This is a genomic window from Streptomyces sp. NPDC053493, from assembly GCF_044544825.1.
Lineage (GTDB): Bacteria > Actinomycetota > Actinomycetes > Streptomycetales > Streptomycetaceae > Streptomyces.
Window position 1 is genome coordinate 248,450 of record NZ_JBITXS010000003.1, and the last position, 25,284, is coordinate 273,733.

The 25,284-nt window shown below is 72.4% G+C and carries 22 protein-coding genes; 18 read left to right on the forward strand and 4 right to left on the reverse strand.

The genetic code is table 11. The annotated features are described in order from the left end of the window. Window position 1 precedes the first annotated feature (1 nt). From ACIGO8_RS11145 to ACIGO8_RS11160, 4 genes are read right to left on the reverse strand one after another with little or no spacing between them, the layout of a single operon-like run. A complete protein-coding gene (locus ACIGO8_RS11145) occupies window positions 2-1,156 on the reverse strand; it encodes an acyl-CoA dehydrogenase family protein (RefSeq protein WP_399727365.1) in 1,155 nt (384 codons plus the stop codon). A 10-nt stretch (window positions 1,157-1,166) separates the two neighbouring features. After that, on the reverse strand, window positions 1,167-5,297 hold the full coding sequence (locus tag ACIGO8_RS11150; RefSeq protein WP_399727368.1) for an amino acid adenylation domain-containing protein: 4,131 nt from the start codon (window positions 5,295-5,297) through the stop codon (window positions 1,167-1,169). Continuing rightward, the gene (locus ACIGO8_RS11155; protein WP_399727371.1) at window positions 5,294-6,418 is read right to left on the reverse strand and encodes a [LysW]-lysine hydrolase; all 1,125 of its coding nucleotides are present in this window, start codon (window positions 6,416-6,418) and stop codon (window positions 5,294-5,296) included. Before ACIGO8_RS11155 ends, ACIGO8_RS11150 begins: the two co-directional genes overlap by 4 nt. Beyond that, on the reverse strand, window positions 6,415-7,293 hold the full coding sequence (locus tag ACIGO8_RS11160) for a RimK family alpha-L-glutamate ligase (protein WP_399727374.1): 879 nt from the start codon (window positions 7,291-7,293) through the stop codon (window positions 6,415-6,417). The genes ACIGO8_RS11155 and ACIGO8_RS11160 overlap by 4 nt, the downstream gene beginning before the upstream one ends. Before the next feature lie 290 nt (window positions 7,294-7,583). On the opposite strand from ACIGO8_RS11160, the gene ACIGO8_RS11165 reads away from it, so the two are divergent. The 18 genes from ACIGO8_RS11165 (at window position 7,584) to ACIGO8_RS11250 (ending at window position 25,283) form a co-directional block, all read left to right on the forward strand. Next, complete coding sequence (locus tag ACIGO8_RS11165) at window positions 7,584-8,315, forward strand: sulfotransferase family protein (RefSeq protein WP_399727376.1); 732 nt, start codon at window positions 7,584-7,586, stop codon at window positions 8,313-8,315. A 340-nt stretch (window positions 8,316-8,655) separates the two neighbouring features. Next, on the forward strand, window positions 8,656-9,072 hold the full coding sequence (locus ACIGO8_RS11170) for a hypothetical protein (RefSeq protein WP_399727379.1): 417 nt from the start codon (window positions 8,656-8,658) through the stop codon (window positions 9,070-9,072). After that, window positions 9,069-10,133, forward strand: a complete 1,065-nt coding sequence (locus ACIGO8_RS11175) for a BtrH N-terminal domain-containing protein (RefSeq protein WP_399727382.1) — start codon at window positions 9,069-9,071, stop codon at window positions 10,131-10,133. The genes ACIGO8_RS11170 and ACIGO8_RS11175 overlap by 4 nt, the downstream gene beginning before the upstream one ends. 46 nt (window positions 10,134-10,179) lie before the next feature. Beyond that, complete coding sequence (locus tag ACIGO8_RS11180) at window positions 10,180-11,475, forward strand: DegT/DnrJ/EryC1/StrS family aminotransferase (RefSeq protein WP_399727384.1); 1,296 nt, start codon at window positions 10,180-10,182, stop codon at window positions 11,473-11,475. Next, window positions 11,472-12,314 carry a transketolase gene (locus ACIGO8_RS11185; protein WP_399727386.1) on the forward strand — a complete coding sequence of 281 codons (843 nt, stop codon included), beginning with the start codon at window positions 11,472-11,474 and terminating at the stop codon, window positions 12,312-12,314. Before ACIGO8_RS11180 ends, ACIGO8_RS11185 begins: the two co-directional genes overlap by 4 nt. Then, window positions 12,311-13,261, forward strand: coding sequence for a transketolase family protein (locus ACIGO8_RS11190; RefSeq protein WP_399727388.1), 951 nt, complete (start codon window positions 12,311-12,313; stop codon window positions 13,259-13,261). Before ACIGO8_RS11185 ends, ACIGO8_RS11190 begins: the two co-directional genes overlap by 4 nt. A gap of 53 nt (window positions 13,262-13,314) precedes the next feature. Continuing rightward, entirely contained in the window at window positions 13,315-13,491 is a 177-nt protein-coding gene (gene lysW / locus ACIGO8_RS11195) for a lysine biosynthesis protein LysW (RefSeq protein WP_399727391.1), read from the forward strand. A 37-nt stretch (window positions 13,492-13,528) separates the two neighbouring features. Further along, window positions 13,529-14,557, forward strand: a complete 1,029-nt coding sequence (gene argC / locus ACIGO8_RS11200; protein WP_399727394.1) for an N-acetyl-gamma-glutamyl-phosphate reductase — start codon at window positions 13,529-13,531, stop codon at window positions 14,555-14,557. Window positions 14,558-14,579: 22 nt separating this feature from the next. Beyond that, window positions 14,580-15,452: a [LysW]-aminoadipate kinase gene (locus ACIGO8_RS11205; RefSeq protein ID WP_399727397.1), complete on the forward strand. Its 873-nt coding sequence runs from the start codon at window positions 14,580-14,582 to the stop codon at window positions 15,450-15,452. Next, entirely contained in the window at window positions 15,449-16,012 is a 564-nt protein-coding gene (gene cysC, locus ACIGO8_RS11210) for an adenylyl-sulfate kinase (protein WP_399727400.1), read from the forward strand. The genes ACIGO8_RS11205 and cysC overlap by 4 nt, the downstream gene beginning before the upstream one ends. Window positions 16,013-16,101: 89 nt before the next feature. After that, window positions 16,102-16,974, forward strand: a complete 873-nt coding sequence (gene cysD / locus ACIGO8_RS11215; RefSeq protein ID WP_399728513.1) for a sulfate adenylyltransferase subunit CysD — start codon at window positions 16,102-16,104, stop codon at window positions 16,972-16,974. A 2-nt stretch (window positions 16,975-16,976) separates the two neighbouring features. Next, the gene (locus ACIGO8_RS11220; RefSeq protein ID WP_399727403.1) at window positions 16,977-18,308 is read left to right on the forward strand and encodes a sulfate adenylyltransferase subunit 1; all 1,332 of its coding nucleotides are present in this window, start codon (window positions 16,977-16,979) and stop codon (window positions 18,306-18,308) included. Window positions 18,309-18,333: 25 nt separating this feature from the next. Further along, complete coding sequence (rocD, locus tag ACIGO8_RS11225) at window positions 18,334-19,551, forward strand: ornithine--oxo-acid transaminase (protein ID WP_399727406.1); 1,218 nt, start codon at window positions 18,334-18,336, stop codon at window positions 19,549-19,551. Window positions 19,552-19,845: 294 nt separating this feature from the next. Next, entirely contained in the window at window positions 19,846-21,114 is a 1,269-nt protein-coding gene (locus ACIGO8_RS11230) for an ATP-grasp domain-containing protein (RefSeq protein WP_399727409.1), read from the forward strand. After that, window positions 21,111-22,361, forward strand: coding sequence for an MFS transporter (locus tag ACIGO8_RS11235; protein WP_399727411.1), 1,251 nt, complete (start codon window positions 21,111-21,113; stop codon window positions 22,359-22,361). Before ACIGO8_RS11230 ends, ACIGO8_RS11235 begins: the two co-directional genes overlap by 4 nt. A gap of 45 nt (window positions 22,362-22,406) precedes the next feature. Next, on the forward strand, window positions 22,407-23,165 hold the full coding sequence (locus ACIGO8_RS11240; RefSeq protein ID WP_399727415.1) for an SDR family NAD(P)-dependent oxidoreductase: 759 nt from the start codon (window positions 22,407-22,409) through the stop codon (window positions 23,163-23,165). Between the two features lie 232 nt (window positions 23,166-23,397). Next, on the forward strand, window positions 23,398-24,354 hold the full coding sequence (locus tag ACIGO8_RS11245) for an ABC transporter substrate-binding protein (protein ID WP_399727418.1): 957 nt from the start codon (window positions 23,398-23,400) through the stop codon (window positions 24,352-24,354). After that, window positions 24,354-25,283 carry an amino acid ABC transporter permease gene (locus tag ACIGO8_RS11250; protein ID WP_399727421.1) on the forward strand — a complete coding sequence of 310 codons (930 nt, stop codon included), beginning with the start codon at window positions 24,354-24,356 and terminating at the stop codon, window positions 25,281-25,283. Before ACIGO8_RS11245 ends, ACIGO8_RS11250 begins: the two co-directional genes overlap by 1 nt. The last annotated feature ends 1 nt before the right edge of the window (window position 25,284 follow it).

Consider the following 25,284-nt stretch of genomic DNA (forward strand, 5'->3'; position numbering starts at 1 on the left):
CTCAGCGCTTCTCCTGTCCGATGGAGTCGAACGCGGCGGCCATGATCTGCAGCATCACCTCGGAGGTGCCCGCCGACAGCGTGAGGCCCGGCGCCTCCCGGTAGGCGGAGTCCAGGATCACGGCCGCACGGGTGCGTTCGGCCCGCTGCCGCGGGCCGGGGATGTCGGCGGCCCAGCCCGCGATGCTCTGGGCGAGTTCACTGCTGTGGTACTTCGCGACGGCGGCCGCGACCGGATCCACCCGGTCGGCCGCGAGCCCGGCGAGCACCTCCCAGGCCAGCGCGTGGTCGGCGGCGAGCGCGCCGTCCCAGCGGCCGATCTGCTCGAGGTGGGCCTCGTGCGCGGAGTCCGGATCGCGGTCGATCAGCGCCTCGAGCGCGGCCCCGAGCCAGCGCTCCGCCTTGAGGTAGTAGTCGAGGCCGGTGCGCTCGATGGCCAGTGCCTCGTTCAGCAGCGGCCATCCCTGGTCGCGCGGCCCGAGGAGGTCGTCGCCCGACACCGGCACCGCGTCGAGGTCGACCCGGTGGAACTGCTCGTCGCTGACACCGGGGATCAGCGACACCGTCACACCGGGTGCGTTCATGTCGACCAGGAACAGGCTGATGCCCTGGTACTTGCCGGCGTCCGGTGTCGTACGGGCCGCGCACAGGCCGAGGTCGACGAACCGCGTCTTGAGGCTGAACACCTTCGTGCCGGTGATCCGGTAGCCGTCGCCGTCCGGCTCCGCCACCGTCCGCAGCGCGCCGAGGTCCGATCCGGCGTCCGGCTCGGTGTAGAGCACCGAGGCGAAGCGCTCACCGGCGGCCAGTGCCGGCAGGTGCCGTCGCCGCTGCTCCTCGCTGCCCGCCATCAGCAGGAACTGGCCCACGATCTGGATGGTGTTGACGTGCAGGGTGTCCGGCACCCCCGCGCGCACCAGCTCCTCGGCGACGATCGCGGCGTCGGTGAGCGGACGGTCCGCCCCGCCGAACGCGGCGGGCCAGTGCACGGCCAGCAGCCCGAGCTTGCCGAGCAGCCGGTACAGCGGCCGCATGTCCGGCTCGACGCCGTCCGCGGGAGTGGCGTCCGCCACCGCCGCACGCACCTCGGCCGAGCGCAGCGCCCGGCGCACGTCCGCCCGGAACCGTTGTTGTTCCTCGGTGAATCCGAACCGCATGTGCGTCTCCTCAGGGGGCAAGCGTTCGTTCGATCGCGGCGACGATCCGGCTCAACGCCGGCTCCGCGAACAGGGTGTAGTGGTCGCCGGGCACCTCGTCGGCCTGGAACGGGCCCGTGCACACCGCCCGCCACTCCTCTTCCCCGGCGGCGCTCCCGGAGGCCGCGAGCAGGGTGACCGGACCGCCGTACGGGCCCGGCGGACGGTACGACTGCAGCGCCAGCGCGCAGGACCGGAAGGTCGCGTAGCGGCCGTCCAGCTCCTCGTCGGTCAGCTCCAGCTCGACCCCGAGCGACGTCAGCGTCTTCCTGAGGTCGGTCAAATCGGCGTCCGGGTCGTCGAGGACCGCGCGGACCTCGGGGCCGTCCTGGCCCGCGAGCCGGGCGACGTCGTGCACGAACCGCCGCCGAATCGTCCGCTCGTCCAGCGCGGCGCCGTCCTCGCCGACGACGTCCTCCTCGTGGGAGGCGTCCAGGAGCACCAGCGGCGGCCGCTGTCCGGTCTCCCGCTCCAGCTGCCGGGCCACCTCGAAGGCGAGGACGCCGCCGTAGGACCAGCCCGCCAGGCAGTACGACTCCGGGAGCTCCGCCGCGGTCAGCGCCCGCGCGATCCGGGCGGCGGTCGCCGTCATGGCCTCACCGGGAGGCACCGCGGCGTCGAGCGGGTCGGCGGCGAAGCCGGCCACGCCGATGCCCTCGCGCAGCGCCCTGACCAGCGGTATGTAGCAGAACAGCTCGCCGCCCGACGGGTGCAGCAGGATCAGCCGGGGCGGGGCGGGCGCCCGCATCGGCACCGGGGCCCGGTCGGCCGGCGTCGACGCGGCCCGTGCCGGGTCCTTCGCGGCGGCCTGCCCGCCGGACAGCCGCTCCAGGAGGTCGAGCGGGTCGTCGTCACCGGTCCGCGCGGCGCGGACGGCGTCGACGGTCGCGGCCAGGTGCGCGACGGTCGGCGAGACGAAGAAGTCGCCGAGCGCGATCTCCACGTCGAACCTGCGGTTGATCGCCGACATCAGCTGGGCGGCCTGCAGGCTGTTGCCGCCGGCCAGGAAGAAGTCGTCGTGCACCCCGAGCCGGTCGCTGCGCAGCAGCGGAGCGAGCACCTCGCGCAGCAGGATCCGTTCGGTCGCGGTGCTCGGCTCGTCGCCCGCCCCGTCGCCCGCCGACGTCGGGTCCGGCGCGGGCAGCCTGCGCCAGTCGACCTTGCCGCTGCTGGTGAGCGGGAGTTCGTCGAGGACGACGAAGAACGACGGGATCATGTACGAGGGCAGGAGCGTGCCGAGATGCTCGCGCACCGACGGCACCTGCTGCTCGCCGACGCCCGTCACGTAGCCGACCAGGTGCTTGTCGCCGGCGTCGTCGGCCCAGGCCTGCACGCTGACCGGGCCGATGCCGGGGAAACCGGCCAACGCCGACTCCACCTCGCCCAGTTCGATCCGCAGGCCGCGGATCTTGACCTGCTGGTCGATCCGGCCGAGGAAGACCAGACGCCCGTCCGGCAGCCGCTTGACCAGGTCTCCGGTCCGGTAGAGCCGGCCGCCCGGCGCGGTGCCGAACGGGTCGGCGACGAACTTCTCCGCCGTCAGCTCGGGCCGGTCCAGATAGCCGCGCGCCAGCCCCGCGCCGCCGATCACCAGCTCGCCCGGCACACCGACCGGCACCGGGCGCAGGTCGCGGTCGAGCACGTGCGCCACGTGGTTGGCCATGGGCAGGCCGATCGGCGGCGAGGCGTCCCAGACGCCCGCGCACTCCTCGACGATCATCGTCACCGTGCACTCGGTCGGGCCGTAGCCGTTGAACAGCCGCCGGCCCGGGTTCCACCGGTTGACCAGCTCGCCGCTGAACGCCTCGCCGCCGACGAACGCGATCCGCAGGTGTGTGAACCTCTCCGGCGCCAGCAGCGGCATCACGGTCGGCGGCAGGTCGATGACGGTGATGCCGGCCCGCTCCATCAGCGCCTGCAGCCGGTCGATGGACAGCCGCTCGTCCTCGGTCGCCAGGCACAGGCGCGCCCCGGTCAGCAGCGCGGAGAACGTCTCGAAGACGGAGACGTCGAAGGTGGCCGACGCGAAGCCGAGCACCCGGTCGGCCGGTGTCAGCTCGAACAGGTCCCGGGTGGAGTCGATGAAGTTGACGACACCGCGGTGTTCCAGCAGCACGCCCTTGGGCCGGCCGGTGCTGCCGGAGGTGTAGATGATGTACGCGACGTCGCCGGGCGCAGCGGCGAGCGGAGGGTTGCCGTCGGGCAGCGCCGCCAGCTCCGCGCGGACGTCGTCCAGGGTCACGACGGGCACCGCGACCTGCTCCACGGCCGCGGAGACCTCGGCGTGCGCGATCACCGCGCGCACACCCGCGTCGGCGGCGATCTCCGCGAGACGGCCGGGCGGGTGCGTCGGGTCGAGCGGCACATAGGCCGCACCGGTCTTGAGCACCGCGAGGACCGCCGTCGGCAGGTCCACGTTCCGCCGCAGGCACAGACCGATCCGCTCGCCCGGTCCGGCGCCGCGCTCGCGCAGCAGCGCGGCGAGCCGGTTCGCCCGGGCGTTGAGCTCGGCGTAGCTGGTCGGGACGTCCGAGACGACGACCGCGACCGCGTCCGGAGCCTCCTGGACGCGCGCCTCGAACTCCTCCACGACGGTCGTCTCGCGCACCGGCCGCACCGGGCCGCGGCCGACCTCGGCCAGGAACTCCCGGTCGGCGGCGCTCAGCACCTCCGCCGTGGACAACGGCGCGTCCGGCGCGGCGGTGAGGGTGCCCAGGAGCCCGTCGTAGTGCCGGGCGAAGCGGGCGACGCTCTCGCCGTCGAACAGGTCCGTGTCGAACTCGATGCCCAGGAGCGCGTCGGCGCCCGGGTCCGCCGGCTCCACCACGTTCCAGCTCATGTCGAACCGGGAGGCGCCGGTCCGTACCGTCTCCGTGGACGTCACGAGACCGGGCAGGCCGGCGGCGGCGCCCTCCTTCCGCAGCGCGAAGGAGATCTGGAAGAGCGGGGAGCGCGACGGGTCGCGGGTCGGGTCGACGGCGTCGACCAGCCGGTCGAAGGGCAGCTCGCCGTGGGCCCGCGCCTCCGACGTGACGCGCGCGACCCGCCGGACCAGCTCGCGGAAGCTCGGGTCGCCGGACAGGTCCGCGCGCAGCGCCGTCAGCCGCGTGAAGGGCCCGATCACCGAGGACACGGCGTCATGGCTCCGGCTCTCGTCCGGCGAGCCGATCACCAGGTCGTCCAGACCCGAATAACGGTGCAGGAAGGTGAAGAAGGCGGCGACGAGCACGTCGAACGGGCTCACGCCCTCCTCGCGGGCGAGTTCCCTCGCCCGCTCCAGGCGCTCGCGCCCGACCGCGAAGGCGCCGACGTCGCCGGCGAAGGTGAGCGACTCGCCGCGCGGCCGGTCGGTCGGGAACTCCAGCACCTCGGCGCCCGCCAGCGTCTCCCGCCAGTACGCGGCGAGCCGGTCCAGTTCGGCGCCGCCGAGCGCCTCGCGCTGCCAGGCCGCGTGGTCCGGGTGGTGCACGGCGAGCTCCGGCAGCCGTGGCGCGTCCTGGTCGCGCAGCGCCCGGTAGACCTCGGCCAGCTCCTCCGTCAGCAGCTCCAGCGACCGGGCGTCGCACACCAGCTGGTGCGCCACGAACAGGAACAGATGGTCGTCCGGCGCCACCCTGATGAGCGTCGCCCGCCAGGGCGGCGTCCTGCTCACGTCGAGCGGCCGGGCGATCCGCTCCTCGACGAGCGCCCGCGCGGCGGCGAGCCGGTGCTCCGGGTCCTCACCCGGCGCCTCGACCAGCGGCAGTTCTACCGCGACGCCGGGCGCGACGACCTGCGTCGGGCCGTCCTCGCGCCGCACGATCTGGGTGCGCAGCGCCTCATGCCGGGCCACCACCGTGGCCAGCGCCGCACGCAGCGCGCCGACGTCCAGCTCGCCCCGGAGCCGCAGGCACAGCGGCACCCGGGAGGCGGGCGCGTCCGTCGCCGCACCGTCGAGGAACCACAGGCTCTGCTGCGCGTACGACAGCGGTGCCGGGCCCGTGTCACCGCGGGACGTCGGGCCGCGCCCGGCCGCCTCCTCGACCTGCGCCTTCAGCCGGGCGAGGAACCCTGCCCGGCGCTCCGCCGGCAGCGCCGCCAGCCGCTGGGTCATGCCGGTCATCGAAGACTCCCTTCGGCCAGCGGCGCGTCGGTCACCTGCTCCTTCGAACCGGCGGACAGGGCCGCCAACTCCGAGATGGCGAGGGACAGTACGTCGATGCCCCGCAGGTAGTCCGACAGCACGATGTGCTCGGTGTCGGCGTGGTCGAGCCTGCTGTCGCCGGGGCCGTAGGTCGCCATCGGGATGTCCCACACCTCGGCGAGGGTGTTCATGTCCGAGGTGGCCGTCTTGACCACGAGGCGGGGCTGGGCGTGCAGCCGGCGGATGCCGGACACCAGCGCGCGCACCGCCGGGTTGGACCGGTCCGCCCGGCACGCCGCGACCGAGTTCAGCACCTCGAGACGGCCGGCCGGCAGCCGGTCGCGCAGCTCGCTCACCAGCTTCTCGACGTCGAAGCCCGGCGGTGTGCGGACGCTGAGGTCCGCCGTCGCCGAGGTGAGGTCGCCGTTGAGCTGGACGAGCGTGGCGCCCGGCTGGGCGAACACACCGTGGCCGGCCTCCGGCCCGAGCAGCTCGACCAGCGCGTCCCAGCAGGCGACGGCCAGTTCGGAGGCCTTCGGCTCCGGGTTGCTCGGGTGCGTGGCGGGACACTTGACGGTGTAGCGCAGGTCGAGCTTGCCCTTGTAGCCGATGACCACGCTGGACCAGCCGCTCGGTTCGCCGACGATCAGCGCGTCCGGCCGGTCGTGGGTGGCCCGGATCGCCATCGCGCCGCGGGAGCACGGCGTCTCCTCCTCGACCACGCCGATCACCACGATCCGGCCGGGGAAGTCCACGGCGCCGGCGGCGGCGCAGATCATGGCGGCGAGCGGTCCCTTCGCGTCCACCGCGCCGCGCCCGTAGAGCTTGCCGTCCTCGGAGCGGACCGGGACCTGGCCCGGCACGGTGTCCATGTGCCCGAGGAGCATCAGCGTCGGGCCGTCGCCGCGTTCGATGACGCCGATGACGTTGCCGACCGTGTCGATGTGCGCCTCGAAACCCAGGTCCGCCATCGCCTCGGCGAGGAAGTCGGCCAGCGCGCGCTCCTGGTACGACGAGGAAGGGATCTCCAGCATGCCGCGCAGCAGCCCGACGGCGCTCGTCTCGGTCACATGGCCGGACGAAGTGAATGCCCAGTTCATCGTTGCGCTCGCTCCAGTAGGTGTTCGACGATGCGGTCCGCGACATCGACGCGGTCGCCGAAAGCGGATTGGAAGCCGGAGAACTCGACCCGGTGGTTGACCTCGAGGACCAGCAGCCGGCCGTCGTGGTCCTCGATCAGGTCGACGCCGGCGATGTCGGCGCCGACGGCGGCGGCCGCCTCGACCGACAGCTTGGTGATCTCCGGCGACGGCTCGCACGGCCGGGTCTGCGCGCCGAGCGCCACGTTGGTGCGCCAGAACTCGCCGGTCCGGTAGACGGCGCCGAGCAGCCGGCCGCCGACCACGATCGCCCTGATGTCCCGGCCGGGCTTGTCGATCAGTTCCTGCACGTACCCGAGGTGCGACTGCGGGCCGGGCAGCGCGGCGACGTACTCGAGCACGCCCTCCGCACTGGCGCGGTCGGGCAGCCGGACCACGAGCCGGCCCCAGGAACCGACAAGCGGCTTGATCAGCGCCGGATAGCCGAGGGAGTCCAGCGCGTCCAGCGCGGCCTTCGGCGTGAGGGCGAGCGCGGTGCGCGGTGTCGGCAGCCCGGCCGCCTCCAGGGCCAGCGTGGTGAGCCACTTGTCGCCGCACACCTCGGTCGCCTCGGCGCTGTTGACCACCTCGACGCCGGCCGCGGCGAGCGAGCGGGCCGCGTACGCCGCGCGGGCCTGGCCGATCTCGCGGTTCAGCACGAGGTTCCACGGCAGACCGCGCCGCCCGGCCAGGTACCACTGCCCGCGCGTGTCGACGTGGTCGAAGGGAACACCGCGCCGGTCGAACGCGTCGAACAGGCGTTTCTCGTCCGCGCCGACCCTGCTGGCGAGTACGGCGATCCCGCCGTCACCCGGGTGCTCTGGTGTCGCTGGCACGTGACCTCCGTAGTAGGACCACCGGTTGACCGGACGGCGCAACCGGTCTGCCGCGTCGAACGGACGTTACGGCCCGGCCCGCACAGTGCGCGTCCGCGACAAGCTCATCCACGGCGACGCATCGCGTTTACTTCGCTCCCGCGCGGCTGCGTATCTCGCTTACCCGGGCCGGGCGCCGCCCGTGCCACCCTTGAGTCGATTCCGAACACCTGCCGCAATTAGCTCATCTTGTTCACCGCACGCTTTCCGCCCGGTTGCACACCAGCCGCGCCAGTAGGGAAGGGAAAACCGTGGACCACACCTCAGAACGGATACCGGTGCTCGCGCTGTGGAGCGCGCCGCGCAGCCGTTCCACCGCGTTCGCGCGGATGATGGCCGAGCGGGACGACCGCGTCGTCGTGCACGAGCCGTTCTCCCAGGTGGTCGATTTCGGCGAGGTGAAGGTCGGCGAGGAACTCGCGCGCAGCGAGCAGGACGTGCTCGCGACGCTGCGGGCCATGGCGACCCGGAAGCCGGTGTTCTTCAAGGACACCACGGACTTCCACTACCCGGCGCTGCTCGCCGACGAGGAGTTCCTCAGGGCGGCGACGCACACCTTCATCATCCGCCACCCCGCCGAGGCCATCGCCTCGCACTACAAGCTCAATCCCGAACTCGGCCGCGACGAGGTCGGTTTCGCCTGGCTGCACGAGATCTTCACCGCCGTGCGCGAGGCCACCGGCAGCACGCCGGTCGTGATCGACTCCGACGACCTGCTCGACCGGCCGGCCGAGACCGTACGGGCGTACTGCACGGCGGTCGGCATCCCCTTCCTGCCGGACGCGCTGAACTGGCAGCCGGGCATGCGCTCGGAGTGGCAGGCCACCAGCCGGTGGCACGAGTCGACCAGCCAGACCGCCGGCTTCACCCGCGGCTCGGGCCGCGGCGCCGAGGTGGTCGAGGCGAACCCGGTGCTGCGCGGCTACCGCGACTACCACCTGCCGTACTACGAGGAGCTGCGCGCCGCCGCACTCCGCCCGTGACCTCCCGTCCGGGAAGAGCCACCGGAAACAGCCGCCGGGATTACCCGGCGGGTACACCGGAACAGCCACTTCGGACTTTCGAGGTAATCACGGTGTGGACGAGATCCGCGCGTCAGCGGCCTAACTTAGGAATATCAAACGGCATTCCAGTGAGGGGGATCACTTGACGGACATGCCGGTGCCCTCCGCCATTACCCGGCTGTGCGATCCGGTCGACATATCCGGCCATCGCAACAACACCGCCATCTCCGCGGCAACGGAGACCAAAGCGGGTGCGTTCAACGTATGGGGAAACTCGTTTGCCGCCGAGTACCTGCCCGCGGGCGGAAGTCTCGTCCACGTGGCCGGAGTTCCCTTCCGGTTCCCTCCGGTCTGCGAAGGACCGGACAACATCCGCTGCGACGGACAGTTCCTCGCCGTGCCCGAGGGCCACTACGACTGGGTGCACGTCCTGGCGGCCTCGGAGCGGCGCTGCGAGGACACCGTCGAGCTGAACTTCGCCGACGGCTCGGTCGACGCGGAAGCCCTGCGGGTCTCCGACTTCTGGTCGGCGCCCGCCTGGTTCGGCGAGGTCAAGGCCTTCGAGAGCCTCGTCATGCACTACCCGCACCACGTGCAGCGGGGCGTGTCCGCGGTCATGTGGGCGCAGCGGGTGCCGGTCACCCGGCGCGCCGGCCTGGCCGGCATCCGGCTGCCGCGCAACGTCGCGGTGCACCTCTTCGCGGTCACCCTGCAGCGGGCGGAGGTCGGAGCATGACCAGTGACGTGACGGAGCGGACGTACATGATCACCGGACCGGAACCCGAGCTGTGGTACCGCGACCTGATCAGCTGCCTGCAGGCCACCTTCGGCACGCTGGTGGCCCGGGCGGGCGCCGACCCGCTGGCGGTGCTCGGCGCCGGGTGGCGCTTCCTGCACCTGCCGGGCGACGTCAGGTCCGAGGAGTTCTACTACCCGTGCCCGCCCGGCCCCGCCGACGGCGACGGATCCGGCCCCGACCTCGGTGCCGCGCTCGCGCCGCACCACGAACTGCACGCCCGCTGGTGGCAGCCCGCCGACGAGAACGACCTGTGGCGCGAGATGCGCGAGTCGCTCGCTGACGACCGGCCGGTCATCGCCGCGGTCGACAACTTCCACCTGCCCTTCCGGCCCGCGTACGGCGACGTGCACGCCGCCCACCTCGTGGTGGTCTACGGCCTGGACGAGGTACGCGGAGTGGTCTACGTCTCCGACGCCATGCCGCCCGCCTTCCGCGGCGCCGTCCCCATCGAGGCCTTCCTGCGCAGCTGGGGCTCGGCCAACCCGACCGACGTGCAGGACGCGTTCTTCAGCGACTCCCGGATCGGCAGGCGCTGCCTCGACGTCCGGCTCGAGGCCACGCCGCCGCCGCTGACTCCCGAGCTGCTCGGCGGATACCTGCGCACCGACATCGAGGGCTTCACCACGGCCGGCCGGGACCGCACCGGGCTCGCGGGATTCGACGCCTTCGCCGCCGAACTCGTCGACCGCTGCCGGGCCGGCGACGCCGGCGCGCTGCGCGAGCTGTACCCGTTCGGCTGGGGCATGCAGGCGCAGGCCTCACTGCACGGTGAGCTGCTGCGCCGCTGCGGCCGGGAATGGGGCGACCCGGAGCTCGCCGGGGCGGGCCGGGCGGTCGAGTCCGTCGCGCACGCGTGGACCGGGCTGCGCATCACCGGCGCGCACGGTCTCGACGACGCCCGTGCCGCCGCGGCCGACATCGCGCACCACGCCACCGTGCTGCGCGGCAAGTACGCGAGTGCGGTCGACGCCGTCGGCGCGGTCGCGGCACGCCTGTGACCGCGCGCGGCGATTCGACCACCGTGACCATGTCGAGAGGACTGTGATGAGCAAGCTGGCAGCGTTCGGCGGTTCGCCGGCCGTGCCGAAGGACCGGCGCCACGTGGAATGGCCGCTGGTCGAGGACGAGGACCGCAAGGCCGTCATCGACGCGCTCGACGGCGCCAGGCTGGTGTCCAACTCGGACGGCGCGAACCCGGTGTCCACCCTCGAGGAGCGCTGGGCGCGGCGGTTCGGCTACGACCACTGCGTCGCGGTGTCCACCGGCACCGCCGCACTGTCCCTCGCGCTGGCCGCGCTCGGCGTCGGGCCCGGGGACGAGGTGATCGTGCCCGCGCTCAGCTTCATCGCCACCGGGCTCGCCCCGGTCCACCAGATGGCCGTCCCGGTGTTCGCCGACGTCGACCCGGTCACCTTCAACATCGACCCGGACGACATCGAGCGCCGGATCACCGACCGGACCAAGGCGATCATCCCGGTGCACCTGCACGGCGCGCCCGCCGACATGGACCGGATCACCGACATCGCGCGCCGCCACGGTCTCGCGGTGATCGAGGACGCCGCCCAGGCGCCCGGTGCGACCCACCGCGGCCGGCCGGTCGGCTCGATCGGCGACGCGGGCGCGTTCAGCCTCCAGGCCACCAAGAACATCCCCACCTGCGGCGAGGGCGGTCTGCTGGTGACCGGCAGCGCCGAGCTGGCGGAGGCGGTGCGCAAGGGCCGGCAGTTCGGCGAGGTGATCGAGGCGGGCCGCGACCGCGACTACATCTCGTACGGCCTCGGCTGGAACCACAAGATGAACGCCCTGCAGGCCGCGTTCACCGACGCCCAGCTCGCCCGCTTCGACAGCTACGAGAGCGCCCGGCAGCGCAACGTCACCGAGTTCCTCGGGCGGCTCGCCGAGCTGCCCGGCCTGCGCGTGCCCACCGCGCTCCCGGACACCACCCACGCCTGGCACATCCTCCGCTTCCGCTTCGACGGGGCCGCGTTCGGCCTGGACGGCGTGCGGCCGGAGGCCCTGCGCTCGGCGCTGCGCCGGCTGCTGCGCGCCGAGGGCGTGCCGATGTCCCAGTACCAGCTCATGCCGCTGCCCGACCAGAAGGTCTTCGTCGACCGCGTCGGCTTCGGCTCCGGCTATCCCTGGACCGTCACCGGCGCGTCCGCCCCGACGCCGGGCGAGGGCTACGAGGTGACCCGCGCGATCATCGCCGACTCGCTGACCCTGCAGAAGCGCCACCTGCACCCGGGATCGGGCGAGCTGCTCGGCTTCTACGCGGACGCCTTCGAGAAGGTGTGGGCCAACCCGGACATGGTGGCCACCCTCGCCGGAGCCGCACGATGAGCGCCACCCAGGCGCCGGCCCTCGACACGCTGGAGGCGGTCGCCGCACGCATCCGCTCGCACGTCGTCGACATGTGCGCGGGTCCGGAAGGCGGCCACCTCGGCGGCGCGTTCTCCTGTACCGAGGTGCTCACCGCGCTGTACTTCTCGGTGATGGACGTGGACCCGCGGCGCCCCGACGACCCGGACCGCGACCGCTTCCTGCTCAGCAAGGGCCACGCCGCCGTCGGCCTGTACGCGACGCTGGCCGAGCGCGGCTTCTTCCCGGTCGAGGAACTCGCCGGGTACGGCCGGCCCGGCAGCCGGCTGATGGGCCACCCGGTCCGCGCGGTGCCCGGCGTGGAGCTGCCCACCGGCTCGCTCGGCCACGGCCTCGCGCTGGCCTGCGGCTTCGCACTGGCCAACCGTTACGCCGGCCGTGCCGCGCGCAGCTTCGTGCTGCTCGGCGACGGCGAGCTCCAGGAGGGCTCGGTGTGGGAGGCGGCCATCGCGGCCGCGTCGCTGCGCCTCGACCGCCTGGTCGCCGTCGTGGACCGCAACGGGCTCCAGCTGACCGGCGCCACCGACGGGATCGCGCCGATGGAGCCGCTGGCCGACCGCTGGCGCAGCTTCGGCTGGGCGGTCCGCGAGGTCGACGGCCACGACGTGAACGAGGTGGCGGACCACCTCGCCGCGGCTCCCTGGGAGCCCGGCAAGCCGAGCGTCCTGATCGCCCGCACGGTCAAGGGCCAGGGCCTGCCCTTCCTCGCCGGACGGGCGGCCAGCCACTACGTGACGCTCTCGCCGCGCAACCACGCCCGGGCCATGGCGGCCCTGCGACCCAAGGACGAGGACCGATGAGCCGCGCGACCCGAGAGGCCTACCGGGACACCCTGCTCCCGCTGCTCGGCCGGCATCCCGAACTGATGTGTCTGGACAGCGACACCGGCCTGTTCAGCGCGGACCACGCGGGGACGGCCGGCGAGCAGTACCTCAACCTCGGCATCGCCGAGCACAACCTGATGGGCATCGCCGCCGGCATGGCCGCGTGCGGACGCGTTCCGTACGTCAACACCATGGCCGCCTTCGCCACCTCCCGCGCCCTGGAACCCATCAAGATCGACATCGCCTACAACCGGCTGCCGGTCCGCATCATGGCCACCCACGGCGGCCTCGCCGCCGGCCACCTCGGACCGACCCACCAGGCCCTGGAAGACCTCGCCGTGATGCGGGTGCTGCCGAACATGACCGTGGTCGTGCCGGCCGACGCCGCCGCCACGGAGGCGTTCGTCGAGCAGAGCGTGGCCCTGCCCGGACCGCTCTACGTCCGGCTCGGCCGCAAGCCCACGCCGGCCCTGCCCGAGGCCCCGCCGCCGGTCATCGGCAAGGCCCAGACCCTGCGACAGGGCGGCGACGTCGTGCTCGCCTGCTGCGGACCGTACCCGGTGCTGGCCAGTCTCGCCGCCGCCGACGAACTCGCCGCGCACGGCATCGAGGCCACCGTCCTCAACCTGCACACGCTGCGGCCGTTCGACACCGAGGCCCTGGTGGCCGCGGCCCGGCCGGCCTCCCTCGTCGTGACCGTCGAGGAGCACTGGCGCAGCGGCGGCCTCGGCGGCGCCGTGACCGAGGCCCTGGCCGAGGAGGCGCCCACCCGGGTGCTGCGGGTCGGCATGCCGGACCGGTTCGTCGACACGGTCGGCAACCAGGAGCACCTCGTCCACCACTACGACCTGACCGCGGAGCGGGTGGTGAGGACGGTCCGTACCGCCCTCGACACCGCCGCCCTCTCCGGCGCGGCCCACTGACCCACCCACCCACACGCACCACCGACACGATTGACGGAGAGGAACGGCATCACATGACCACCACAACACAGGCCTGCCCGGAGTGCGAGGACGCGGTCCAGCTCAGCGACTCGGTGCGGCTCAACGAGATCGTCGAGTGCGCGGGCTGCCGCAGCGAGCTGGAGATCGTGGCCCTGAGCCCGGCCGTGCTCGCCCTCGCCCCCGAGGTCGAAGAGGACTGGGGGGAGTAGTCGTGCGAGGACTCGCCATCTTCACCGGAGCCACGTCGTGATCCGCGTCGCGGTCGTCGGCGCGGCCGGCTACATCGGCGGCGAACTGCTGCGCCTGCTCATCGGCCATCCCGAGGTCGAGGTGGTGGGCGCGGTGTCCTCCCGCTTCCCCGGCAAGCGGATCGACGGTGTGCACCCGAACCTGAGGTCGGCCACCGACCTGCTGTTCTGCACGGCCGACGAGGTGGAGGACTGCGACGCCGTCTTCCTCGCCACGCCGCACCGCGCCGCCATGACGCAGATGGACCACTGGATGGGCCGGGCCAAGCAGGTCTTCGACCTCACCGGTGACTTCCGGCTGGACGACCCCGAGGTCTTCGAGCGCTACTACGGGGTCGAGCACGCCGCCCCGCACCTGCTCGGCGACTTCGTCCCTGGCATCCCCGAGCTGTACCGGGACAGCCTGGGCACCGCCGACCTGGTCAGCGTGCCCGGCTGCATGGCGGTGGCCGGCGTGCTCGCGCTCCACCCGCTGGTGGCGCGCGGACTCGTCGAGCCGTCGGCACAGTTCGACGCGCGCACCGGATCCAGCGGATCCGGCGCCACCGCCGGCCAGGCCAATCTGCACGCCGAACGCAGCGGCGCCATGCGGGTGTTCGCACCCACCGGGCACCGCCACGAGGCCGAGATCTCCCGGCACCTCGGCGGCATCTCGGTCGCCATGACCGCGACCGGCGTCGAGGCCGTGCGCGGCGTGCAGACCCTCTGCCACGCCACACTGCGCCCCGGCGTGGACACGGCGGCGGTGCGCAGGGCGTTCCGCGAGCAGTACCAGGACGAGCCGTTCGTCCGCCTGGTCGCCCAGAAGCGCGGCACCTTCCGTTACCCGGAGCCCAAGATCCTGCTGGGATCGAACTTCTGCGACGTCGGCTACGCCGTCGACGAGGAGGCCGGACGACTGGTGACCATCGCCGCCCTGGACAACCTCATGAAGGGCGGCGCGGGCAACGCGGTCCAGTGCCTGAACATCCGCATGGGCTGGCCCGAGAACCTCGGCCTGACCTTCCCCGGCCTGCATCCCGTCTAGCCCCGGGCGAACTGGAGACACGATGACCACCAGACCGCTGACCGTCGTCAAGTGCGGCGGCAATCCGGCCGTCGACGCCGCCGGCATCTGCGCCGACGTCGCCAAGCTCGTCGCCGAAGGACAGTCCGTACTCCTCGTCCACGGAGGTTCCGGGGAGATCGCGCGGCTGGCCGGGGAGCTCGGTGTCCCGCAACGCACCCTCGTCGCACCCGACAAGGTGTCCACCCGGTACACCGACCCGGCGACGCTCGAGGTGGTCATCCTCGCCCTGGCCGGTGCGGTCAAGCCGAAGATGGTCGCCGAGCTCACCCGGCTCGGCGTCCCCGCGGTCGGCCTCACCGGCCTGGACGGCGGGATGCTGCGCGCCCGCCGCAAGGCCGCCGTCCGCGCCGTCGTGGACGGCCGGACGGTACTGGTCCGGGACAACCTCAGCGGCCGGCTCACCGAGGTCCGCACGGAACTCGCCGAGACCCTGCTGCGGTCCGGCTTCGTGCCGGTCGTCTCACCGCCCGCGATCGACGAGCACGACCACCCGGTCAACGTCGACGCCGACCGCGCCGCGGCGGCGATCGCGGCGGCGCTGGGCGCCGACGAACTGGTGCTGCTCACCGGCGCACCGGGCGTCCTCGCCGACGCCGCCGACGAGACCAGCGTGATGCGGACCTACGAGGTGCCGGCGACCGGCGCGCCCGGACGCTTCGCCGGCGGCGGCATGGCACTCAAGCTCGTCGCGGCCCGTGAGGCACTGGCCGGCGGAGTGGCCTCGGTGCGCATCGCCGACGGGCGGGTGGCCGACCCGGTCAGCGGAGCACTGGCCGGGAACGGCACGACGGTAACCATGACTGGCGCGGCGCCGGAGACCACCGGCCCGCGCGAAAGGGAGCACCGAACATGACCGAACCAAACGGCGGACCGGCCGTGTGGCAGGGCGGCACGGTCTGGCTGACCGGACTGCCCAGCGCGGGCAAGACCACCCTCGCGCTGGGCCTCGCCGAGCGCCTGCGGGCCGACGGACACCGGGTCCAGGTGCTCGACGGCGACGAGCTGCGCGCGGCACTCTCCGCGGAACTCGGCTTCTCCAAGGAGGACCGCGACACCAACGTACGACGGGTCGGCTACGTGGCCGGGCTGCTCGCCGCCCACGGCGTCACCGTCCTCGCGCCGGTCATCGCCCCGTACGCGGTCTCCCGCGCCGCGGTGCGCGACCTGCACGCCGCCCGCGGCGTCCCCTACCTGGAGGTGCACGTGGCGACCTCGGTCGAGACCTGCGCCGACCGGGACGTGAAGGGCCTGTACGCCAAGCAGGCGGCCGGCGACCTCAGGGGCCTGACCGGCGTGGACGACCCCTACGAGGCGCCCGTCGACCCGGACCTGCGCCTGGCCACCGAGGAGCTCACCGTCGAGGAATCGATCCAGCGGCTGCGCGCCCTGCTCACGGAACGAGGTCTGTCGTGACCGCCGTCGCCGGGGCCGAGGTCAACGACCGGCCCGGACACCTCGGCGGCCAGCTGCCGCCGGCGGTGTCCCCCCTGACCCACCTCGAGATGCTGGAGACCGAGGCCGCGCACATCTTCCGCGAGGTGGCGGGCGAGTTCGACCGGGCGACGCTGCTGTTCTCGGGCGGCAAGGACTCGATCGTCATGCTGCACGTGGCGCTCAAGGCCTTCGCCCCGGCGCCGCTGCCGTTCTCGCTGCTGCACGTCGACACCGGCCACAACTTCCCCGAGGTCATCGACTACCGGGACCGGATCGTCGAGAAGCACGGCCTCCACCTCGACGTGGCGTCCGTGCAGTCCTACATCGACAACGGGACGCTGCGCGAACGCCCGGACGGCACCCGCAACCCGCTGCAGACCCTGCCGCTGCTCGACGCCATCCGGGACGGCCGCTTCGGCGCCGTCTTCGGCGGTGGCCGGCGCGACGAGGAGAAGGCCCGCGCCAAGGAGCGCGTGTTCAGCCTGCGCGACCAGTTCGGCGCCTGGGACCCGCGCCGCCAGCGGCCCGAACTGTGGCAGCTGTACAACGGCCAGCACGAGCCGGGCGAGCACGTCCGCGTCTTCCCGCTGTCCAACTGGACCGAGCTGGACGTCTGGCAGTACATCGAGCACGAGGGCATCGAACTGCCCGAGATCTACTACGCGCACCGGCGCCAGGTGTTCCGGCGCGACGGCATGTGGCTGACGCCCGGCGAGTGGGGCGGCCCCAGGGACGACGAGCCGCTGACCGAACGGCAGGTCCGCTACCGCACGGTCGGCGACATGTCCTGCACCGGCGCCGTCGACTCGACGGCCTCGACGGTGGAGGCGGTGATCGCCGAGATCACGGCCAGCCGCGTGACCGAGCGCGGCGCCAGCCGGGCCGACGACCGGCTGTCCGAGGCCGCCATGGAGGACCGCAAGCGAGAAGGGTACTTCTAGAGATGTCAACGGACGTTGCGGAAGCGGGAGCCGACCACCGGACCGGCGTGTCCGCGAGCCGGCCGGGCGGCCTGCTCAGACTGGCCACCTGCGGGTCGGTCGACGACGGCAAGTCCACACTGGTCGGCCGGCTGCTCTACGACACCAAGTCCGTGCTCGCCGACCAGCTGGCGGCCATCGAGGAGGTGTCCCGCCGGCGCGGCCAGGACGATCCCGACCTGGCCCTGCTCACCGACGGTCTCCGGGCGGAACGCGAGCAGGGCATCACGATCGACGTGGCCTACCGCTACTTCGCAACGCCCCGGCGACGCTTCATCCTCGCGGACACGCCCGGCCACGTGCAGTACACGCGCAACATGGTGACCGGCGCGTCCACCGCCGACCTGGCGGTGATCCTGGTCGACGCGCGCAAGGGCGTGGTGGAACAGACCATGCGGCACGCAGCGATCACGGCGCTGCTGCGCGTCCCGCACGTCGTGCTCGCGGTCAACAAGATGGACGCCGTCGACTACGACGAGGCCACCTTCACCGCGATCGTGCGCGAGTTCACCGAGCGCACCCGCGAGCTCGGCCTCGCCGACGTCGTCGCCGTCCCCATGTCGGCGCTGGCCGGCGACAACGTCGTCGAACCCTCCACCAGGATGGACTGGTACGAGGGCGAGACGCTCCTGTCCCACCTGGAGAACGTGCCGCTCGGCGCCGACCCGACCGGCAAACCGCTGCGCCTCCCGGTGCAGTACGTGATCCGCCGGCCCTCCGCCGACCGGCAGACCGTGGAACGCTGGCTGGCCGGACAGCTCGCCTCCGGCCTGCTCAAGGTCGGTGACCCCGTCGTCGTGCAGCCCGCCGGCGCCACCAGCACGGTCGTCGGCCTCAGCGTGCTCGGCCGGGAGACCGACCTGGCGTGGGCACCGCACTCGGTCGCCGTCCGCCTCGCCGACGACATCGACGTCTCCCGCGGCGAGGTCCTCGCCGCCGACCCGGCCCCCGAGCCGCTGCGACGGCTCACCGCGACCGTGTGCCACCTCGACGAGCGCCCGCTGCGCAAGGGCCAGCGCGTGCTGCTCAAGCACACCACCCGGACGGTCCCGGCGGTGGTGGAGGAGATCACGTACCGCACGGACGTCGCCATCGCCCGGCGCCTGCCCTGCGAGGACGGCCTCTCCGCCAACGACATCGGCGGCGTACGGATCCTCACCGCCGAGCCGGTCGCCGTCGACACCTACGTCGACAACCGGCGCACCGGCTCGTTCCTGCTCATCGACCCGCAGGACGGAGCGACGCTCAGCGCCGGCATGGTCGACGCGAGCACGGACCGCCGCACGGACCACTGATCAACCGCGAAAGGTGAAGCACGCCATGAACGCGACTGCGGACGCCACCTCCACCCCCGACCACGCCGCCCTCACGGACCGCTGGAGCGCGCACAACTACCACCCGCTGCCCGTGGTGCTCACCCACGGCGAGGGCGCCTGGATCACCGCCGAGGACGGCCGGCGCTACCTGGACTTCGTGTCCGGCTACTCCGCGCTCAACTTCGGCCACCGGCACCCGGAGATCGTCGCCGCGGCCAAGGCGCAGCTCGACCGGCTGACGCTGACCGGACGGTCCTTCCACAACGACCAGTTCGGACTGTTCTGCCGTGAACTGGCCGAGCTGACGGGCACCGAGACGGTGCTGCCCGCCAACACCGGCGCCGAAGCGGTCGAGTCGGCGATCAAGGTCGCCAGGAAGTGGGCCTACCAGGTCAAGGGCGTGCCGGACGGCGCAGCCGAGATCGTCGTCGCGGCCGCGAACTTCCACGGCCGCACCACGACCATGGTCTCCCTCTCCACCGACACCACCGCCCGCAACGAGTTCGGCCCCTTCACGCCCGGCTTCCGGGTGGTGCCCTTCGGCGACATCGACGCCCTGCGCGCGGCGATCACCGACCACACGGCCGCCGTCCTGCTGGAGCCCATCCAGGGCGAGGCGGGCGTGGTCGTCCCGCCGAAGGGCTACCTCTCCGAGGTCCGCCAGCTCTGCGACGACACCAACACCCTGTTCGTCGCCGACGAGGTCCAGTGCGGCCTCGCCCGCACCGGCGCGACGCTGGCCCTCGACCACGACGGCGTCCGCGCCGACCTGTACACCCTCGGCAAGTCGCTCGGCGGCGGCCTCATGCCGGTGTCCGCGGTGGTCGGCCGGGCCGACGTCCTCGGTGTGCTCAAGCCCGGCGAGCACGGCTCGACCTTCGGCGGCAACCCGCTGGCCTCCGCCGTCGGCCGCGCGGTCGTACGGCTGCTCGCCACCGGCGAGTTCCAGGAGCGCTCCCGCGAACTCGGCACCTACCTGCACGCCCGGCTGGGCGAGGTGGACGGCGTCGCCGAGGTCCGCGGCCGCGGCCTGTGGGCCGGCGTGCAGATCGCCGAAGGCCGTACGCGGGGCATCCAGGTCTCCGAGGCGCTGGCCGAACGCGGCCTGCTGTGCAAGGAGAACAACGGGCATCTCCGGGTGGCGCCGCCGCTGGTGATCACCCGTGAGGAGATCGACTTCGGCGTCGAGGCGATCGCCGAGGTGCTGGGCCAGGGGCGATGAAACTCCTCCGTTCCGGTGGGGCTCACCGTGATAGCGTTGCGGGCGGTGATCCATTACCACGAGGAACAGCCTTCCCTCTGACCACTCGGCAGGGAACACGCCCGTCGGCCGGACCACCGTCGGGGAACCCGCGCCGAAGTCCGACTGTCTCGACCGCATGGGGACGGACATGAGGCCGCCGAGCCTCCGCGCGTCGCACCGCACGGAGCTGCCGGACTGATCCCTTTCCCAGTGGTGACGCCTTTGCCGACCTCCGGCGATCCCGGAGGCCGGAACGTGAGAAAAGGAGCCACATTGTCCATCGATGTCGAACCCACCGGACGGCCCCGCGTCCTGGTCATCGGCGGCAAGCTCAAGCTTGTGCGCAAGGCCCGGGAACTCGGTCTCGACGTGGTCCACGCCCAGTACCCGGACGCGTACGACAGCGGCCACTGGCCCTACGTCGACCAGGCGTTGCTGGTCGACTACGGCGACATCGACCGGCTCCTCCCGCTGGCCCGGGCGCTGCACGAGACGTACCCGTTCCAGTCCGCCGTGTCGCTGTTCGAGCTCGGACTGCTGCCCGCCGCGCGGATCAACGAGGAGCTCGGCCTGAACGGCGAGTCCGTCGACACCGTCGAACTCCTCCTCGACAAGTGGCGGATGCGTCAGCTGCTGGCCGCGAAGGACATCAGCCCGGTGGCCTCCGCGGTCGGCCGCTCCGCGCAGGACCTCCGCGACTTCGTCAAGGCCCACGGCTTCCCGGTCATCGTCAAGCCGGTCCGGGAATCCGGCAGCGTCGGCGTCTTCCGCGTCCGCGACGAGGCCGACATCGACGCCGTCGCCGAGCAGTACCGGTCCCTCGACGACGAACAGTGGGCCGTCGGCGACCTCTTCAGCGACGACTCCTTCGAGGAGTTCCTCGTCGAGGAGTACCTGGACGGCCCGGAGGTCAGCGTGGAGACGCTGAGCTTCGACGGCCGGCACGTCGTCGTCGCCGTCACCGACAAGGCGGCGTTCGGCGGCGGCTCCGGCTTCGTCGAGCTCGGCCTCTCCCAGCCCAGCATCCACCCGGCCGACACGCTGCGCGAGGTCGAGCTGCTGGTGTCCGACTTCCTCGACGCCGTGGGACTGCGCAACGGCCCCGCGCACACCGAGATCCGGCTGACCTCGCGCGGCCCGCGGATCATCGAGTCGCACAACCGCATCGGCGGCTACGGCCTCAACGAGATGGCCGAGATCGTCTACGGCGTCGACATGGAGCGCTACGCCCTCGGCATCCGGTTCGGCAAGGTCGAGCCGCTCACCGAGTCGCCCAAGCCCCGCGCCGGAGTGGCCCTCCAGGCCCTCACGCCGGAGCCCGGCCGGGTCGTGGAGATCACCGGCATCGACGCCGTCCGCGCCGACCCGGCCTTCGTCGATCTCCACGTCAAGGTGAAGCCCGGCGACGTGGTGGCCCCGCTGACCTGGAACGAGGACATCGGCGGCTACGTCATCGCCCGCGGCTCCGACGCCGCCGACGCCATCGCCCAGAGCAAGCGGCTGGCCGAGACGATCCACGTGCGCACCGAGCCCGTCGCATGAGCACCACGCCCACGGACCAGTCGGACGTCGAGGAGACGCGCTTCCGCGACGCACTGCGCCGCTTACCCGTCCGGGTATGGATCATCAGCCTCGGCATCCTGGTCAACCAGGTCGGCAACTTCCTGCCCGTCTTCATCGTCCTGTACCTGACCGAGCGCGGCTACTCCGCCGGCGCCGCCGGACTCGTCCTCGGCATCTCCGGCCTCGGCAAGGTGCTCGGCAACGCCGTCGGCGGCTACCTCGCCGACAAGATCGGCCGCCGGTGGACCATCGTGCTGTCCGGCGTGACCACCGCCGCGCTCACCGCCGTCGTGCCGTCCCTGGCCTCCCTGCCGCTCATCATCACCGTGGTCGGCCTCATCGGCGTCACCTCGCAGATCTACCGGCCGGCCGCGGCCGCCGTGCTGGTCGACGCCGTGTCGGGCAAGCAGGAACGCCTCGCCGCCTTCGGCGTGTTCCGCTTCGCGCAGAACATCGGCGCCGCCCTCGGCGGCGTCATCGGCGGTGTGCTCGCCAGCACCTCGTACACGGAACTCTTCCTCGTCAACGCCGCCGCCTGCCTGCTCTTCGGCGTCGTCGTGGCGGTGCTGCTGCGCAACGAGCCCTCGGCGCAGACGGACGAGGAGGACGCCGCCGACGGGCAGGGGGACAAGGCGGTGGGCTACCGCCAGGCGCTCGCCGACCGCACCCTGGTGCGCTTCCTGGTGATGATCCTGGTCGCCGAGTTCGTCTACATCCAGTCCACCGTCGGCCTGCCGCTGCACGTCAGCGACGTCGGCCTGAGCGCGGGCGACTTCGGTCTCCTCATCGGGCTCAACGGCCTGCTCGTGCTGGCCCTCGAACTGCCCATCACCGGCTGGGTCTCCCGCTACCGGCTGGAGTACGTGCTCGCCATCGGCAACCTGCTCATCGGCGTCGGCCTCGCGCTGACCGGGCTCATGAACAACATGGTCCTGCTCGCGGCGACCGTCGTGATGTGGACGCTCGGCGAGATGATGTCGACCTCCGTCTCCCAGGCCTACCTCGGCAGCCTGGCCCCGCCCCGGCTGGTCGGCCGCTACCAGGGGCTGTACGGCGTCGCGTACACGATCGGCACCGGCGCGGGCCCGCTCATCGGCGGCGCCGTCTACGCCTTCGCGCCCTGGGCGCTGTGGACCCTGGTCGCCGCGTCCGGCCTGCTGGCCGCCCAGCTGTGTCTGCCGCGCCGCCGCGCGGCGGCGCCCACCGTGGAACAACCGGATTCCTGAGCGCGGACGGTCCGCGGGCAATCCGCAAGGAACAGGAGAGAACTCGTGAGTGACTTCGAAGGACTGGTCGCGATCGTCACCGGCGGAGCGTCCGGCATCGGTCTGGCCACGGCGAAGCTGCTGGCCGCCAGGGGAGCCACGGTCGCCGCCCTCGACCTGAAACCGGAAGGGCTTCCGGACGGCATCACCGGCATAGCGGCCGACGTCACCGACGACGCCCAGGTCAAGTCCGCCGTCGACGCCGTGGTCGAGCGCTTCGGCCGGCTGGACGTGCTCGTCAACAACGCCGGCATCGGCGCGATCGGCGACGTCGCCGCGAACAGCGACGACGAGTGGCTGCGCGTCCTGGACGTCAACGTGGTCGGCATGGTCCGCGTCGCCCGCCACGCGCTGCCGCACCTGCGGCGCTCGCCCGCCGCGGCGATCGTCAACACCTGCTCGGTCGTGGCCTGGGCCGGCGTCGAGCAGCGGGTGCTGTACTCGGCCAGCAAGGGCGCGGTGTACGCGCTGACGCTGGCCATGGCCGCGGACCACGTCCGCGAGGGCATCCGGGTCAACTGCGTCGCACCCGGCTCGGCCGACACCCCGTGGATCGACCGGTCGGTCGCCCACACGCCGGACCCGGAAGCCGCCAAGGCCGCGCTCAACGCGTTCCAGCCGACCGGCCGACTGGTGTCCGCCGACGAGGTCGCGGGCGCGATCGCCTACCTTGCGAGCCCGCTGTCGGGCGGCACGGTCGGCACGGTGCTCGCCGTCGACAACGGCATGCACGGCCTGCGACTGCGGCCGCAGGCCCCGCAGTAGAGCGAGCAAGACCCGCTGCCGGGCGGCGACGCTCCGGCCTTCCGGCCGGCACCGCCCGCCCGGCCGTGCGGTGAACGACCTGTCACCACGTCACCGATCCGGCAGCCGTACGGATCGGAAGGGGTCCGACTCCTCGGGGCCGGGCCCCTCGGCGTTTCCCCGGGCCGTGCGCACCCACGCCCTCCGTCCGCCACCCAGACCCGTTCCCCCCATCCCTCTTGGAGCCATCGACGTGACCGCGCGCATATCCTCCCCGCTCCGTACCGCCGCCCTCCTCCTCACCTGCGCGGCCCTGACCGCCGCCACGAGCGCCTGCGGCAACCAGCGGGACGACGCCGGAGGCAGCGGCAAGCCGAAGGGCTCCACCGCCGCCGGCCCGCTGAGCGACCGGCTGCCCGACGCCATCCGGGCCACCGGCGTCATCAGAGTCGGGTCCGACATCGCCTACCCGCCGGTCGAGTTCAAGGACTCCGCCGGCCGCACGGTCGGCCTCGACGTGGACATCGCCCAGGCCCTCGGCGAGCAGCTCGGCGTGGAATTCCGCTTCGAGAACGGCACCTTCGACTCCCTCGTCAGCGGACTGCGCGCCGACCGGTACGACATCATCATGTCCGCCATGAACGACACCAAGGACCGGCAGAACGGTGTCGACTCCGCCACCGGCAAGAAGATCGGCGAAGGCCTGGACTTCGTCGACTACTTCACCGCCGGAGTCTCCGTCTACGGCCGCAAGCAGGCCGCCGCCGGAGAGGTCAAGGGCTGGAACGACCTGTGCGGGAAGACCGTCGCCGTCCAGCGCGGCTCCGTCGCCTCCAACCTGCTGGGAACCGAGAGCGCGACATGCACCAAGGCCGGGCGCCCCGCGATCGACATCGAGGCCTTCGACACCGACGCCGAGGCCCAGACCCGGGTCCGCAGCAACGGCGCGGACTTCGGCAGCTCCGACTTCCCGGCCGCCGCGTACGCCGTCAAGACCTCCGGCGGCGGCAAGGACCTGGCGCTGATCGGCGAGCAGACCGGCGCCCTCCCGTACGGCATCGCCGTCGAGAAGAAGGACACCCGGCTGCGGGACGCGCTGGCCGCGGCGCTCGACGCGATCATCGCCAACGGGCGCTACGGCAAGATCCTCGACAAGTGGGGCAGCCGGGACGGAGCCGTCACCAAGGCCGTCATCAACGGCGGTGCCTGATGCCGCACACCGACCTGGAGGTGCGGACCGCCCCGGTCCGGCACCACGACCTCGAGATGCGGGCCGTCCCGGTCCGACACTACGGCCGCTACGTCGCGGCCCTGGCGGTCCTGGCCCTGTTCGGCGCCCTCGTCTACGCCTTCGCCCAAGGCAGGATCAACTGGGCAGCCTTCCCGGCCTACTTCTTCGAGGACCGCGTCCTGAAGGGCGTCCGCGAGACGCTCACCCTGACCGTGCTCTCCATGCTCATCGGCGTGGTCGGCGGCGTCCTGCTGGCCGTGATGCGCCTGTCGAAGAACCCGGTGACCTCCTCGGTCGCGTGGTTCTACATCTGGTTCTTCCGTGGCACGCCGGTGTACGTGCAGCTGCTGGTCTGGTTCAACCTGGGGCTCGTCTTCGAGTACATCAACCTCGGCCCGCTCTACCAGGACGAGTGGTCCGACTTCATGACGCCGTTCCTCACGGCGCTCCTCGGCCTCGGCCTCAACGAGGCCGCGTACATGGCGGAGATCTGCCGGGCCGGCCTGCTGGCGGTCGACGAGGGCCAGACCGAGGCCGCGCACGCGCTCGGCATGCGGCACGGCAAGACGCTCAGCCGGATCGTGATCCCGCAGGCCATGCGGGTGATCGTGCCGCCGACGGGCAACGAGTTCATCAACATGCTGAAGACGACCTCGCTGGTGGCGGCGGTGCAGTACTACGAACTCCTGCGGTACGCGCAGGACATCGGCCAGACCTCGGGCGCGCCCGTGGAGATGCTGTTCCTCGCGGCCGCCTGGTACCTGATCCTCACCTCGCTGTTCAGCATCGGCCAGTACTACCTGGAGCGGTACTACGCCCGCGGCACCACCAGGCACCTGCCGCCGACGCCCTGGCAGAAGGTCAGGAAGACGCTGACGACGTTCCGCCGTCCGGAGGTGGCCCGGTGAC

Excerpts from the sequence above, each read along its gene's own strand:
- rocD (WP_399727406.1), top strand. The coding sequence starts at position 18,334 with ATGAACGCGACTGCGGACGCCACCTCCACCCCCGACCACGCCGCCCTC.
- ACIGO8_RS11190 (WP_399727388.1), top strand. The coding sequence starts at position 12,311 with ATGAGCCGCGCGACCCGAGAGGCCTACCGGGACACCCTGCTCCCGCTG.
- ACIGO8_RS11235 (WP_399727411.1), top strand. The coding sequence starts at position 21,111 with ATGAGCACCACGCCCACGGACCAGTCGGACGTCGAGGAGACGCGCTTC.
- ACIGO8_RS11145 (WP_399727365.1), bottom strand. The coding sequence starts at position 1,156 with ATGCGGTTCGGATTCACCGAGGAACAACAACGGTTCCGGGCGGACGTG.
- ACIGO8_RS11150 (WP_399727368.1), bottom strand. The coding sequence starts at position 5,297 with ATGACCGGCATGACCCAGCGGCTGGCGGCGCTGCCGGCGGAGCGCCGG.
- ACIGO8_RS11175 (WP_399727382.1), top strand. The coding sequence starts at position 9,069 with ATGACCAGTGACGTGACGGAGCGGACGTACATGATCACCGGACCGGAA.
- cysC (WP_399727400.1), top strand. The coding sequence starts at position 15,449 with ATGACCGAACCAAACGGCGGACCGGCCGTGTGGCAGGGCGGCACGGTC.
- ACIGO8_RS11155 (WP_399727371.1), bottom strand. The coding sequence starts at position 6,418 with ATGAACTGGGCATTCACTTCGTCCGGCCATGTGACCGAGACGAGCGCC.
- ACIGO8_RS11180 (WP_399727384.1), top strand. The coding sequence starts at position 10,180 with ATGAGCAAGCTGGCAGCGTTCGGCGGTTCGCCGGCCGTGCCGAAGGAC.
- lysW (WP_399727391.1), top strand. The coding sequence starts at position 13,315 with ATGACCACCACAACACAGGCCTGCCCGGAGTGCGAGGACGCGGTCCAG.
- ACIGO8_RS11250 (WP_399727421.1), top strand. The coding sequence starts at position 24,354 with ATGCCGCACACCGACCTGGAGGTGCGGACCGCCCCGGTCCGGCACCAC.
- ACIGO8_RS11185 (WP_399727386.1), top strand. The coding sequence starts at position 11,472 with ATGAGCGCCACCCAGGCGCCGGCCCTCGACACGCTGGAGGCGGTCGCC.
- ACIGO8_RS11220 (WP_399727403.1), top strand. The coding sequence starts at position 16,977 with ATGTCAACGGACGTTGCGGAAGCGGGAGCCGACCACCGGACCGGCGTG.
- cysD (WP_399728513.1), top strand. The coding sequence starts at position 16,102 with ATGCTGGAGACCGAGGCCGCGCACATCTTCCGCGAGGTGGCGGGCGAG.
- ACIGO8_RS11205 (WP_399727397.1), top strand. The coding sequence starts at position 14,580 with ATGACCACCAGACCGCTGACCGTCGTCAAGTGCGGCGGCAATCCGGCC.